General features: G+C 46.7%; 13 protein-coding genes. 7 read left to right on the top strand and 6 right to left on the bottom strand.

Going from position 1 to position 13,676, the window contains the following annotated elements; genetic code table 11:
* Positions 1-14 precede the first annotated feature (14 nt).
* Complete coding sequence (locus EXW93_RS03455) at positions 15-227, top strand: YhzD family protein (protein WP_023467338.1); 213 nt, start codon at positions 15-17, stop codon at positions 225-227.
* Between the two features lie 52 nt (positions 228-279).
* Here EXW93_RS03455 and EXW93_RS03450 read toward each other — a convergent pair whose 3' ends face one another.
* Entirely contained in the window at positions 280-654 is a 375-nt protein-coding gene (locus EXW93_RS03450) for a YlbF/YmcA family competence regulator (RefSeq protein ID WP_023467337.1), read from the bottom strand.
* A gap of 20 nt (positions 655-674) precedes the next feature.
* A complete protein-coding gene (locus EXW93_RS03445; RefSeq protein WP_035398483.1) occupies positions 675-1,811 on the bottom strand; it encodes a DUF445 domain-containing protein in 1,137 nt (378 codons plus the stop codon).
* Positions 1,812-1,885: 74 nt separating this feature from the next.
* Here EXW93_RS03445 and EXW93_RS03440 point away from each other — a divergent pair, with 74 nt between their 5' ends.
* From EXW93_RS03440 to EXW93_RS03420, 5 genes are all read left to right on the top strand, one after another.
* On the top strand, positions 1,886-2,719 hold the full coding sequence (locus EXW93_RS03440; protein WP_023467335.1) for a PucR family transcriptional regulator: 834 nt from the start codon (positions 1,886-1,888) through the stop codon (positions 2,717-2,719).
* Positions 2,720-2,837: 118 nt separating this feature from the next.
* Entirely contained in the window at positions 2,838-3,944 is a 1,107-nt protein-coding gene (locus EXW93_RS03435; RefSeq protein WP_023467334.1) for an ABC transporter ATP-binding protein, read from the top strand.
* Positions 3,945-4,107: 163 nt separating this feature from the next.
* Positions 4,108-4,875 carry a transporter substrate-binding domain-containing protein gene (locus EXW93_RS03430; RefSeq protein ID WP_023467333.1) on the top strand — a complete coding sequence of 256 codons (768 nt, stop codon included), beginning with the start codon at positions 4,108-4,110 and terminating at the stop codon, positions 4,873-4,875.
* Positions 4,872-5,522, top strand: coding sequence for an amino acid ABC transporter permease (locus tag EXW93_RS03425; protein ID WP_023467332.1), 651 nt, complete (start codon positions 4,872-4,874; stop codon positions 5,520-5,522). The genes EXW93_RS03430 and EXW93_RS03425 overlap by 4 nt, the downstream gene beginning before the upstream one ends.
* 141 nt (positions 5,523-5,663) lie before the next feature.
* Complete coding sequence (locus EXW93_RS03420; protein ID WP_174316033.1) at positions 5,664-5,852, top strand: hypothetical protein; 189 nt, start codon at positions 5,664-5,666, stop codon at positions 5,850-5,852.
* A 188-nt stretch (positions 5,853-6,040) separates the two neighbouring features.
* Here the strand turns inward: EXW93_RS03420 and EXW93_RS03415 are convergent, their stop codons facing one another.
* Both EXW93_RS03415 and EXW93_RS03410 read right to left on the bottom strand, forming a co-directional pair.
* A complete protein-coding gene (locus EXW93_RS03415; RefSeq protein WP_058714001.1) occupies positions 6,041-6,937 on the bottom strand; it encodes an aldo/keto reductase in 897 nt (298 codons plus the stop codon).
* 138 nt (positions 6,938-7,075) lie between these two features.
* On the bottom strand, positions 7,076-8,812 hold the full coding sequence (locus EXW93_RS03410; RefSeq protein ID WP_058714000.1) for a phospho-sugar mutase: 1,737 nt from the start codon (positions 8,810-8,812) through the stop codon (positions 7,076-7,078).
* 92 nt (positions 8,813-8,904) lie between these two features.
* On the opposite strand from EXW93_RS03410, the gene EXW93_RS03405 reads away from it, so the two are divergent.
* Positions 8,905-9,723 (top strand): sulfurtransferase, encoded by an 819-nt coding sequence (locus EXW93_RS03405; RefSeq protein ID WP_035398489.1) that lies wholly within the window; start codon positions 8,905-8,907, stop codon positions 9,721-9,723.
* A gap of 41 nt (positions 9,724-9,764) precedes the next feature.
* Here the strand turns inward: EXW93_RS03405 and EXW93_RS03400 are convergent, their stop codons facing one another.
* Positions 9,765-12,188 (bottom strand): glycogen/starch/alpha-glucan phosphorylase, encoded by a 2,424-nt coding sequence (locus EXW93_RS03400; protein ID WP_035398490.1) that lies wholly within the window; start codon positions 12,186-12,188, stop codon positions 9,765-9,767.
* Between the two features lie 28 nt (positions 12,189-12,216).
* The gene (glgA, locus tag EXW93_RS03395) at positions 12,217-13,668 is read right to left on the bottom strand and encodes a glycogen synthase GlgA (RefSeq protein WP_029340919.1); all 1,452 of its coding nucleotides are present in this window, start codon (positions 13,666-13,668) and stop codon (positions 12,217-12,219) included.
* Positions 13,669-13,676 lie beyond the last annotated feature (8 nt).

Below are 13,676 nucleotides of genomic sequence, written 5' to 3'. Positions count from 1 at the left end.
AGGGAGGAACAAGTATGCAGTATACGATTACAGTCTTTTCAGATCGTGGTGAAACGTTACTCGATGACGTTTTTGAAGCAGAAGCAGATGGACAGGCACGAGAAGAAGGGATTCGGCGTCTCAATGAGAGTGGGTACGCTCATCATGCAGCTCGTGTCACACGTTCAGGTCGTTTGATTCATTTCGAGCGCGCTTACTTGCCACGGATCGTCCCTACTTCATCTTGAGCTATACAAAAAAGGAAGACGGCCATAATGGCGCGTCTTCCTTTTTGATGACTTATTGAACGTCGTCTTGTTGCTCCATCATTGGCGCGTAGAGTTCTTCTAACGGCTTCATGATGATTTGTGTGACTTCCGTCAGCATCGTGTGCATCCGTTGCTCTTCTTGCATCAGCTGACTGATTAATGGGTTGTTTTGGACTTCAAGCATCTTTGTTTGGGCAGACGCCATATCGTCTGGTGTGATTTCTTCACCTTGCATCTGCTTTTGTTGTAATTCGAGTTGGATGTTACGGAACGATGCAAACAATTCGTTTGATTCCGGATCCGCGTTAACTTGCGTGTACAAATCTTTTAATGTCGTGTACTCTGAAGTCTCACGTAATGCACGCTCCAGTGTGTACGCGTGATCATATAAGTTTGTTTCTGCCATGAGTAAAACCTCCAATTTGTTTAGACGAGATAAAGCCCCGCCTGTATCAATCCAATTAAACCACCTAACAACCCTCCAAGCCAAGTGATAGCCCGGAATTCTCGCTTGGAAATCGATAAGACGATTTCCTCGAGATACGCAGTATCCAGCAAACCGACCTCTTCTCGAACAATCGTTTCGAGATCAAGCGTTTGTAGAATTTGCCCGATTTGATTCGTCGTCCGTTCGAATAGATGATCGATGACGACAGGGACATGTTGCTCGAGTAATTGTGACTCGAGGGGATTCAACCAGACGCGTAATGGTGTAGCAAGCATCGATTCAATCGGTAAACGCGCCAAGACTTGTTCTTTGACGGTCTGTCGAATCCGTGACTCCGTCTCTTCTGTCATATAAGACGACAGTGGACGATCTAGTCCCTTTTGCCATTCCTGACGTAATAAGGCAAGGATGAACTGAGACGTCGACTCTGATTGAAGTACCCGTTTCAGCTCCGGCTGAATCATATCAACGACGTTGACGTTCGCGAGCAACATCCCGAACATCCCACCTCCGAGACGCTGTTGGATGAAACGAGCAACAGTTTCCTCGAGTTGTAGACGTCCTTCTGGTCCATCAAAATATTCCTCTGCTTGGTGCAATACGGATGTGACGAGTCTTGGCATGACCTCTTCGATTTTTTGTTCTCCGGCTTCCCCGATCAACTCGCGCACGGACTGCTCACGCCATTTACCCATGAGGAGTGAAAACTCCTGCTCCAAGTGATAACTGATTTTCCCTTGAATCCGTTGTTTGGGTTCATCGATGAATCGACTAATCCACGCTTCCGTCGTCTCTTCTGAACGTGTCCATTTCATGACTTCATGTTCGACGAGCCGTGTGACAGCTCCACGAACAGCTGGTGATGCGAGACGTTTCCCGATCCCTTCTGGCGTCAAGAGATGCTTGACGACCGTCCGGCCGAGATTCGCTGCTAGTTCATCTCGCCGTTTAGGAATCAGACCCGGCGTAAACGGCACGCGAAATTTTCCGATGTATTTCGGTTCAAGTGGTCGAAATAACATCCGAATCGCTAGATGATTCGTGACTGCGCCAATCAGGGCCCCAATGACAATGATTCCGACAAGTTTCAATACGAGTAAAAACGTATCTGACATAAGTTATCATTCCTTCCGATTTTCGACTTATGGTAAAGTCGAGATAGTTATGTACGATTTAGGAGTGATGCCGTGTGTTACGACAACTGATGACTGTATTCAATGACCAGCTTACGACCGATCCGAATGTTTATTGCCAGGAACAGTATAGCGTATATCGCCTTGAAGATGGACTCTGTTTTGGAATCAAGGCGACTGCCATCTCTGACCGCGAACAACAACTGCTTGATGTATTCGCTGAACGCATCATCACGACGTCGCGGTCTGATATCGATCTATGGCGAGAGCGTATCCAATCTGCTCATGCCCTCGAGGATCAGTCGTTCCGACTTGTCCATTTTTTGTTCAATCCAACCGATGAACGGACAAGTGAAGAAATTCAACAATTGCTCTCCTCTTTCTTTTCGCAGACGAGCATCCTTATTCCTTTTAGCACACACCGCTTCACGGTCGTTGAACGCGAAGAGTTTGTCATCGAGTCCGAACTATCCGATTTATTTTTTGCATTACAATCTGATTTTGTACTCGACGGTAAGGTATTGCTTGGTCAACAACGTGCTGCAGGTGATATCGCCGTTCAGTTCCAACTCGAACAAGCAGCGCTTGCTTTCGTTCCTTCGATGCAAATCGAACGTTTCTTGCCTGCCATGATCCGTCTTGCAAGTCTAGATGACCGGCACCGCGCGACACTCGTCGATCAGTTCATCCGTTTACTCGAGCCAGAGTCTCGTGAGACGATTCTTGCTTTTTGTCGAGCTAATTTGAACGTCTCCCTGACAGCAAAACATCTATTCTTACATCGAAATAGCCTCCAGTATCGACTCGACCGGTTGACAGAGCAGACTGGAATCGATGTTCGCTCATTTGAAGGCGCTACTTTCCTCTATACCTTACTTCTTGTAGCATGATGCCTAATTGAAAACGTTTGCATTTAGTCAGGTTGTCCATAGGCAGACTCCCTGACTTCTTTTATACTAAATCTTGTAAGCGTTATTATTTCATCATTTACATTAGGGGGAACTACACATGGCTGAAATTCGTCTTGAACATATCGATAAAATCTACTCAGGTGATGCAAAAGCGGTTGATGACTTCAACCTTCACATTAAAGATAAAGAATTCATCGTCTTCGTCGGACCATCAGGTTGCGGTAAATCAACGACGCTCCGGATGATTGCTGGACTTGAAGAAATCTCAGGTGGGGATTTCATCATCGACGGCAAACGCATGAACGATGTAGCGCCAAAAGATCGCGATATCGCGATGGTCTTCCAAAACTACGCGCTGTATCCACACATGAACGTCTTCGATAACATGGCGTTCGGATTAAAGCTTCGGAAGTTCCCAAAAGATGAAATCAAGCAACGCGTCGATAACGCAGCTCGTATCCTCGGTCTTGAAGAATACCTCGAGCGGAAGCCAAAAGCACTCTCTGGTGGTCAGCGTCAACGGGTAGCGATTGGTCGCGCCATCGTTCGTGATGCTAAAGTCTTCTTGATGGATGAGCCGCTCTCGAACTTAGATGCTAAATTGCGTGTACAAATGCGTAAGGAAATCATTCAGCTACACAAACGTCTTGAGACGACGACGATTTACGTTACGCACGATCAGACGGAAGCGATGACGCTTGCGACACGAATCGTCATCATGAAAGCGGGTATCATTCAACAAGTCGGTACGCCGAAAGAAGTCTATGATCACCCAGATAACATGTTCGTTGCCGGATTCATCGGTTCACCATCGATGAACTTCTTGACAGGTAAATTAGCGGAAGACGGTCTCTTCCACGTTTCAGGAACAGAAGAGAAGTTCGAAGTACCAGAAGGAAAAATGAAAGTTCTCCGCGACCGTGGTTACACGAACAAGGATCTTGTCCTCGGAATTCGTCCAGAGGACATCCATGCGGAATTGATCTACCAAGACACGAAAACAGCACACCGCTTCCCAGCACATATCGAAGTATCCGAATTGATGGGTGCAGAGTCTTACCTCTACTCAAAAGTCGGACAACAAGCGTTCACGGCACGTGTTGATTCACGCTCACACGTCGAGATGGGATCGCAGCTTGATCTCTTCTTCGATATGACAAAAGCACACTTCTTCGACTCTGCGACGGAAGCAACGATCCGTTAATCGCATCATCGATCAGTTACGATGTTTCAGACTGTCCTTTTAAGGGCAGTCTTTTTTATTGACAGACGTTCCTGTAACTTTGTATGATACTGCTTGTAGCTTAAAATTAATCCTATTCGAAAACTAGGAATTGAAATCATTCATTTATAAAGGAGAGAGCGCTATGAAACACGGTTTGAAATTAGCTGTAGCAGCATTATCGACAGCGGGGGTGCTTGCAGCATGCGGCGCTTCGAACGACAACGCAGGTTCTGATAAAGAGTCAAAAGTCATTACAGTCGGTACAGAAGCAACGTATCCACCTTTCACGTATAAAGAAAAAGGAAAATTGACAGGTTATGACGTAGACGTCATGAACGAAGTCGCAAAACGTGCCGGCTATAAAGTCGATTACAAAGCGATGGACTTCAAAGGACTCATCCCAGCACTCGATTCAAAACGAATCGATGTCATCGCGAACCAAATGGGAATCACGCCTGAGCGCCAAGAAAAATACGCTTTCTCTGATGCGTATACGGTCTCTGGTTCAACGATCATCGTCAACAATAAAACGAACGACATCAAAACACTCGACGACTTAAAAGGAAAGACAGTCGGTTCGACACAAGGTTCACTTTACGCGAAGACGGCTGAAGAAGCTGGCGCGAAAGTGAAATACTACAAAGGTGCGAACCAAGTCTTAAAAGATCTTGAAGCAGGTCGTGTTGATGCTGCTATGAACGATCGTCTCTTCGTTTTGACGGAGCTGAAGAAAGCAGGCTATAAAGTCAAAGCGGTCGGTGAGACGTTCGACAAGAACGAATCAGGCTTCATGATGGCAAAAAACAGCAAGTATACAGAAGACTTCAATAAAGCACTCTCTGAGATGCAAGAAGACGGCACTCTTGCAAAAATCGGTGAGAAGTATTTCAACGAGGATATCAGTAAGTGAGTGAATTACTAACGATCGTCCGGGATAACTCGGACGTCTACGCAAAGGCGATTGGTACGACCCTTCTAGCAAGTGGTCTCGCCATCGTCTTTGCGCTTATTCTCGGGTTGATTCTTGCCGTCATGCGTGATAGCCGTCTTGCCGTCTTTAGCGGTTTTGCACGTTTATACGTCTCCTTCTTCCGAGGAACACCATTGCTGTTACAAATCCTGATTTTATACAATGGTCTCGTTGTCCTTCAATTGACTGGATTCCAAGCTCTCGCTTTCGGCTTATCGCTTCACTTTTCTGCGTATATCTCTGAATCGTTCCGGGCTGCCATCTCCTCTGTCGATCGTGGACAATGGGAAGCCGCTGACTCGCTCGGTATTCCGCGCCGTAAGACATTCAAGGACGTCATCTTGCCGCAAGCACTATCTCGGGCGATTCCACCACTTTCGAACTCTGTCATCGATATCATCAAATCAACATCACTCGGTACGATTGTTGCTGTTGAAGAATTGACGTATGTCTCTGACCAGATTTCAGCAACGACGTATCTCGTCATGCCGTTGTTGCTATTCTCAGCTGCAATTTACTGGATCATGTCGACACTCATTCAAAGTGTTCAACATCGCTTAGAGGCACGATTCAGCATTCCAGAATGAATTTTCCACACTTGGAACCGTCAGGATTTCAAGTGTGTTTTTTTAGATTTTTTTAGGTTTAGCACTAGGCAATCCGGGAATAATCAAGTATACTAATAAAAATCAGAATTATCTGACAACTTACAAAGGAGCGTGGCCTAGATGAAACAAGTAATTGAAGCTTTCCGTAGACAAGATGCAGAGCAGCGAATTCCAGTGCTACGTCTCGAAATCGATTATGAGCTCAGTACGCTCTTCGATGCGATTCAAGCCAATGACCAAGCTGCCATGTTAGCAAGTAAAGATCGTTTAGATAAATATCGTCAGGAGATGCTTCGCTTAGAAGCTTAACCTCATAGATCCCCCATCTCTCCTCCCCCTTGAGATGGGGCTTTTTTTATTTACTTTTAAATGAGAGGAACACTCTATTCGTAAACGAAAGAGAGGATCGCCTCCAGATGATATATCGGAAACGATCCTCTCACTTTATTTCGCTAACGGACAACGTGCGCATTGATCCGCTTCTATCTTAAAACCAATTAATCGACGTCACGACCACGTGATGCCTTTAAAATCTCAAACCATTGCTCGCGTGTCAAAGACAATTTCGTCGAACGAACAGCAGATTCGATACGTTCAATCTTACCAGAACCAACGATTGGCATGATACGTGCTGGATGTTTGAGCAACCATGCATATGCGACTTCATCGATTTCTTCTGCCCCGATCGTCTCTGCGATCTCAGCTAATTTTTCGCGTAACGGTGCATATTGCTCTTCCTTGAAGAGACGACCGCCTGCAAGCGGACTCCATGCCATCAACGGCATCTCATTTTCATGACAGAGATCAACGGATCCATCCTCGAAATGTTTCAGTTCCGAAACCGACAACTCGAGTTGGTTCGTCACGAGCATGAATGGTAAGCGCGACTGAATGAGACTTTGTTGCGCAGGTGTATGGTTCGAGAGACCGAATGTCCGTACCTTTCCTGCGTCCTTCAACTCTACGAACGCTTCAGCAATCTCGTTCGGGTCCATCAACGGATCTGGACGGTGAATCAACAACGTATCCACGTACTCGACACCGAGTTCTTGAAGAGAACGATTCACCTGTTTGATGATATGCTCTTTCGTCGTATCGTAGAATGATAACGACTGATCCGAGAAATGGTTCCCTTTCATCTTGATGCCCGTCTTCGTAACGATCTCCATTCGGTCACGTAACTCCGGTTTTAAAGCAAGCGCTTCTCCGAATAAGCGTTCATTCGTGTAGTCACCATAGATATCCGCGTGATCAAATGTCGTAATTCCTAAAGCAAGGCATGCTTCGATCAATTCAAGCCGCTCTTCTTTCGTCATCTCCCATTCATTCAATCGCCATAAACCATGAATAATGCGTGAGAATGATAAATCTTCTGTTAGTTGAATCCGTTCCATCTGTCTTCCAACTCCTCTATCGTATAAACTCTATCTCGTTTACTGTACCTCAAAATGGTACCGGTTGCACGGATTTCACTTTTTGATGCTCTCAGACAAAAAACAGGATCCCGTCGATGACGTGATCCTGCATAGGACTTATTGAATTTGTTCGACTTCTTGCATGACTTCATCTTCGATCTGCTGACGTTTCCGTGTCGTCTCAGCAGCATCGGGTGACGTGACGCTGAAGTAGAATTTGATTTTTGGTTCCGTACCCGATGGACGAAGGCAGAACCATGATCCATCGCTAAGCGTAAACTTCAGTACGTTGGATTTTGGCAGGTTGATCGGTGAAGGTTGATGTGTCTTCAAATCGTGGGCGATGCTCGCATCATAGTCCTCGAATAAGACGACCTGTTCTCCAGCCACTTGTTTTGGCGGATTCTCACGGAACGTATCCATGATACGCCCGATCTGTGCCACGCCATCCTTCCCTTTGAGTGTCAGAGAGCGGAGTGACTCTTCAAAGTACCCGAACTGCTCGTAAATCGCCTGTAATGCCTCATAGAGCGTCCGTCCTTCTTTCTTATGGTACGCAGCCATCTCAGCAGCTAACAAGCACGCTTGGACGGCATCCTTGTCTCGGCAGAAGTCACCGATAAGGTAACCATAGCTCTCCTCGTATCCGAAGAGATACTCATATTGACCCGATGCGTTGTATTGTTTGATTTTTTCCCCGATGAACTTAAAGCCTGTCAACGTGTTCTCGACATGAAGATCATAATGACGTGCAATCAGCGCGCCGAGTTCCGACGTAACGATCGTCTTCGCGACGAATCCGTTCGCTGGAAGTGTTCCCTGTGCCGCTTTTTGTGAAAGGATGTAGTCGAGCAATAACGCTCCCGTCTGATTCCCTGTCAGGACTGTCCATTCTCCGTCTGCATCACGTGTTGCGACTCCAACACGGTCAGCATCGGGATCCGTCGCAATCAAAATGTCTGCATCTGTCCGGTCACCATATTCGATCGCCAGTTTAAAGGCAGCATGTTCTTCCGGGTTCGGTGACGTCACGGTCGGGAACGCACCGTCTGGTTCTGCTTGCTCCTTAACAACTATCACGTGTTCGAATCCATACCGTTTCAAGCCTTCTGTTACCGGCACAAGACCTGTTCCGTGAAGTGGTGTGAAGACGATTTTAAGTGGATTCGCTAATTCCGATTGAATCGAAGGTAAGACACGAATCGTTTGTAATTTTTCTTGATACGCCTCGTCGAGCTCTTCTCCGACACGGACGATCAAACCGTTCGCGCGAAGGACTTCTTCTTGCTCCAGTTCAATCGATAGCTCATCTTCGATTTGGCTGACGTACGAAACGAGTTCATCTGCTTCTTTTGGCGGAAGTTGTCCACCGTCATCCCCGTATACTTTATAGCCATTGTACTCTGGTGGGTTGTGACTCGCCGTGATGACGATCCCGCCCGCCGCTTGTAAAGACCGAACCGCAAACGAAAGTTCCGGTGTCGGACGTAGACCGTCGAACAGATACGCTTTGATGCCGTTACTTGCGAGCGTCCGTGCCGCCTCTAACGCAAATTCTGGTGAGAAATGGCGTGAATCGTGTGCGATGACGATTCCTTTTGCTGCCGCTTCTTCCCCCGACGCCTTAATGAATGCTGCGAACCCTTGTGATGCTTTTCGGACCGTATATACGTTCATCCGGTTCGTTCCGACACCGATTTCCCCACGCATACCACCTGTTCCAAATTCGAGTTCTTTATAAAATGCTTCTTCGGCTGCTTTTTCATCCGTTGCTAACGTGACTAACTCTTCTTTTAATGCGCTATCTAAATCAGCGAACTGATCCCATTTTTGATAGGTTTCTTTCCATGACATGGTAAATCGACTCCTTTTTGAATGAGGGTAAGACTTGCGATGAAGCGATACCTTTCATATGATTAACACTAGAAAGGGTAAGGTGATGAGGCATGTTTCCTACGATTCAAATGGCAGATCTTCAACAGCTCGTCCGAACGGATCAGATTCGCTGGTTTGACTGCCGATATGACTTGCAACAACCTGAATATGGACGGAATGCTTTCTTGGAACAACACGTCGAAGGTGCACAGCACCTGGATTTAACGACTGACCTTTCCGGTCCCATCGATGAGGTCGGTGGTCGGCATCCGCTTCCTTCAAAAGAAGCGTGGCAACACACACTGGAACAGCATGGTGTAACACCAGAAGACTTCGTCGTCTTGTACGACGATGGTTTTCCGTATGCCGCTCGTGCCTGGTGGTTATTTAAATGGATCGGACATGAGCGTGTCGTCGTCCTTGAGGGCGGATTCTCCTCTTACCTAGCGTTCGATCTTCCGGTCACGGACGACGTTCCTACTTATGAACCGTCTCAGTACACGCCTCGTTTTCAAGATGAGATGCTTGTCTCGTTCGAAGAGTTGAAAGATCAGCTGACAGAAACGATGGTCATCGATTCCCGTGCACCCGATCGATACCGTGGAGAAATCGAACCACTCGATCACGTCGCTGGCCACATTCCAGGTGCCGTGAATTGTTTCTTCGAACAAGCACTCTCACCAGATGGTCGCTTACGGGACGCGGAAGATTTGAAAGAACTGTACGCCGACATCCTACCGGTCAAAGCCCCTATCCTCTATTGTGGAAGTGGTGTGACAGCGTGTGTCAATGTCATCGCTCTCCATTCACTCGGGAAAACCGATGTCCGGCTTTACGCCGGCTCTTATAGTGATTGGGTCAGCCGTGGTGAAGATGTCTCCCGTTCGTAAGCATCAGACACTGACAGAAACATCTGTCAGTGTCTTTTTGTTCAGAGTTGAATCGGTTTGATGTTCCAGATCGCATTCGCATACTCTTTAATCGTTCGGTCACTTGAGAACACACCTGACCGTGCAATATTAAGAATGACGCGTTTATACCATTCTTCTGGTTGCTGATACATCCGATCGATTCGTTCCTGCGCTTGTTGGTAGGATAAGAAATCTTTTAAAATTAAATATTCATCATTATACGTCAATAATGAATCATAAATCGCTTGGAATTCACCTGGAGCAAATAATGTTCCATCAACGAGACTATCGATGATTCGTCGTAGCTCGGGTTGGGCACTGTATTGATCGTATGCACTGTAACCACCGTACTGCTTATAATTCATGACTTCCTGCGGTGTTAAGCCGAAGATGAAGATGTTCGCATCCCCGACCTCGTCTCGAATTTCGATGTTCGCTCCGTCGAGCGTTCCGATTGTCAGTGCACCATTCATCATGAACTTCATGTTGCCGGTTCCAGAGGCTTCATAACTTGCAGTCGAAATCTGTTCACTGACGTCACTTGCCGGGAAGATTTTCTCAGCAAGCGATACACGATAGTTTTCTAGGAAAACGACTTTCAAGTACGGACTGACGTCTGGATCATCGTTAATCAAGCGTGCCAATGCATTAATGTAACGAATGACTTCTTTTGCATAATGATAGCCTGGCGCCGCCTTTGCACCAAAGATGAATGTCCGCGGTGTCATCGTGAAGGAACGGTCTTCCTTCAGACGATAGTAAAGTGAATGAATGTGTAACGCATTCAAGAGTTGACGTTTGTACGCATGCAATCGCTTGACTTGAACATCAAAAATCGAGGTCGGGTCCACGACGATCCCGGTTTCTTTTTCAATGAGCAACGCTAATTCTTCTTTACGCTGAAGTTTGATCTCGGCGATGTCCTTCTGTAATGCTGAATCTTCTGCCCATTTCGTCAACTTTTGCAAATCGGACGGATGCTGAATCCAACTATCCCCGATTGCTTCTGTCACACGATTTGCCAGTGCTGGATTCGATGAGAGGAACCAGCGACGATGTGTAATTCCGTTCGTCTTATTATTAAAGCGAAGCGGAAACATCTCATAAAATAGTCGCATCTCGCGCTGCTTCAGAATCTCAGTATGAATCTGAGCGACACCATTCGTCGAATGCGTGCCGACGACAGCCAGATTCGCCATGTTGATCCGGTCATCCGCGATGATGGCGATATCTCGCATATGCGCTTCCATGTGTGGATAGTTTGCAAGCACATCCTTACAGAAGCGTCGGTTGATTTCCTCGATGATGAGGTAGATGCGCGGTAACAAGCGACGGAACAAATCGATCGGCCAGCGCTCGAGTGCTTCTGACAGTAACGTGTGGTTCGTAAACGACATGACACTCTTCGTGATCCGCCATGCTTCTTCCCATCCAAATCCTTCTTCATCGACAAGAATCCGCATCAACTCCGGAATCGCGACGACCGGATGTGTATCGTTGATATGGATAGCGATATGGTTGCCGAGTTGCTTCAATGAATGATTTCGCTTTTTAAAGGACGTCAAGATACTCCGTAATCCGGCAGAGACAAAGAAGTATTGTTGCTTCAAACGCAACTCTTTTCCTTCATACGTCGTATCATCCGGATACAGAAACTCTGAAATCGTCTGAATCGATTGTTTATGTGCCAGTAAATCTTTATAGTTCCCACGGTATTGGCTAAGTAATTCATCATCATCAAGTGGAGACTCAGCACTCCAGAGTCGCAGGTTATTGACGACCTTGTTTTGATAGCCGACGATCGGCATATCGTACGGAACAGCACGGACGATTTCAGCCGGCTCATGATGGACACGATATCCATCACCGACTTCTTCGAGCCAGACATGTCCACCGAATGGAACATCGACCGCTTTATCAGAACGTCTGATTTCCCACATGTTCCCGTTCTTCAGCCAGTTATCCGGTAACTCGACTTGATAACCATCAATGATTTTTTGCTTAAACAGACCGTACTGATACCGGATCCCGTTCCCGTGTCCAGGCAGCCCCAGCGCAGCCAGGGAATCGAGGAAACACGCCGCGAGACGACCGAGCCCTCCGTTCCCAAGTCCAGGTTCCGGCTCTTCTTCTGTCAAATCACTGAGCTGATATCCGAGTTCGTCAAGTCCCCGTTCCACATCCTTTAAGACATCAAGACTCAATAGGTTGTTATGCAGGAAACGTCCGAGTAAAAACTCGAGTGAAAAGTAATAGACTTGCTTACTTTTTTTATGGATATACGTTTCCTTCGTCCGTAACCAGTCGGTCGTGACCGTCTCACGTACCAGATAGGCAAGTGTCTGATAGATATCGTTTTCTGTTGCTTCCGTTATTGCCTTGCCATGCATCGAAACGAATCGTTCCGTAAACCTCTCCTTGAACTTCTCTTTATCTTTGAACATGACGTAACCCCTTTTCCCAGTGATACGATCAAGTGGCGGACGGTGCAATCAAACGATATAAAGCCAAGTATTCGTCGGCTGAACGCAACCAACTGAAGTCCTCATTCATCGCTGTCTCAATCAAATGCTCAAAGACTGGTCGATCATGATAAACCTCAATCGTACGTTTAATCGCTTCTAAAAACTCATGTGCATTATAATTCGCGAACGAGAATCCATTTCCTTCTAACGTGAACTGATTGAACGGTTTAACCGTATCACGGAGCCCACCTGTTTCCCGAACGACCGGTAAACAGCCATACTTCATCGAAATCAACTGACTGAGACCACACGGTTCAAAACGCGAAGGCATCAAGAAAGCATCACTTCCTGCATAAATCCGTTGTGCGAGACCAACGTCAAATCCGATATAAGAAGCGATTTTGTCTGGACGAATCGATGTCGCATGATGGAACAACCCTTCATATTCCGCTTCACCCGATCCGAGAATGATGAACTGCGCATCGAGTTCGAACAAATCTGGTAAGATATGCGCGAGTAAATCGATTCCCTTTTGGTCGACAAGACGAGAAACGAAACCGAACAGTGGTACGTCCGGATTGATCGGGAGACCTAGTTCCTCTTGTAAGGCAGCCTTGTTTTTTGCTTTTCCTTCCGTGACGGTATCAACGGAATACGTCTCAACGAGATGCGTATCATGAGCAGGATCAAATTGACGATAGTCGATTCCGTTCAAGATGCCACGCACGTCGACAGCGCGATGTTGCAAGACCGGCTCAAGTGTCTCACCGTAATACGGATCCATGATTTCATCACGGTACGATGGACTGACTGTCGTGATTTGATTGGAGTGGACAAGTCCTGCCTTCATGTAATTGACGAGACCGTTATGAGCGATCCCATCCGCTGTGAAATGTTCATGACTCAAACCAAGTAAGTCACCGAGCACTTCTTCCGGGAAGACACCCTGGTATTGTAAGTTGTGGATCGTAAAGACCGTTTTAATGTCTTGATAGCGCTCAAGGTGTTGATAATGGATGCGTAAGAACGCTGGAATCACACCTGTTTGCCAATCGTGACAATGGATAACATCCGGTACTTCCTTTCGATCTAGATGTTGAATCATCTCAAGGACAGCACGTGAGAAATACGCAAACCGTTCCGCATCATCGTAATGTCCATAAATGACGCCATCCCGTTTGAAGTAGTACTCATTATCTATGAAATAGAACGTCACACCATCTTGTTTCAATCGGAGGACAGCACCAAATTGCTGACGCCAGCCGACCGGTACGATGAAGTCGAATAAAAACTCCATCTCTGATTTGTATTGCTCCTTGATTTGACCGTAATTGGGTAAGACGACCGAAACGTCCGCCCCTTCCTCAGCAAGCGCTAAAGGGAGCGAGCCGACGACGTCAGCTAGCCCCCCTGTCTTGATGAAGGGTGTCGCTTCCGTGGCAGCAAACCATACCTTCATGAATGACA

Origin of the sequence: Exiguobacterium sp. JMULE1 (assembly GCF_013337175.1) — a bacterium.
Classification (GTDB): Bacteria; Bacillota; Bacilli; order Exiguobacteriales; family Exiguobacteriaceae; genus Exiguobacterium_A; species Exiguobacterium_A indicum.
The sequence above is the reverse complement of the archived record's forward strand: the minus strand, read 5'-3'. Positions and strand labels throughout refer to the sequence as shown.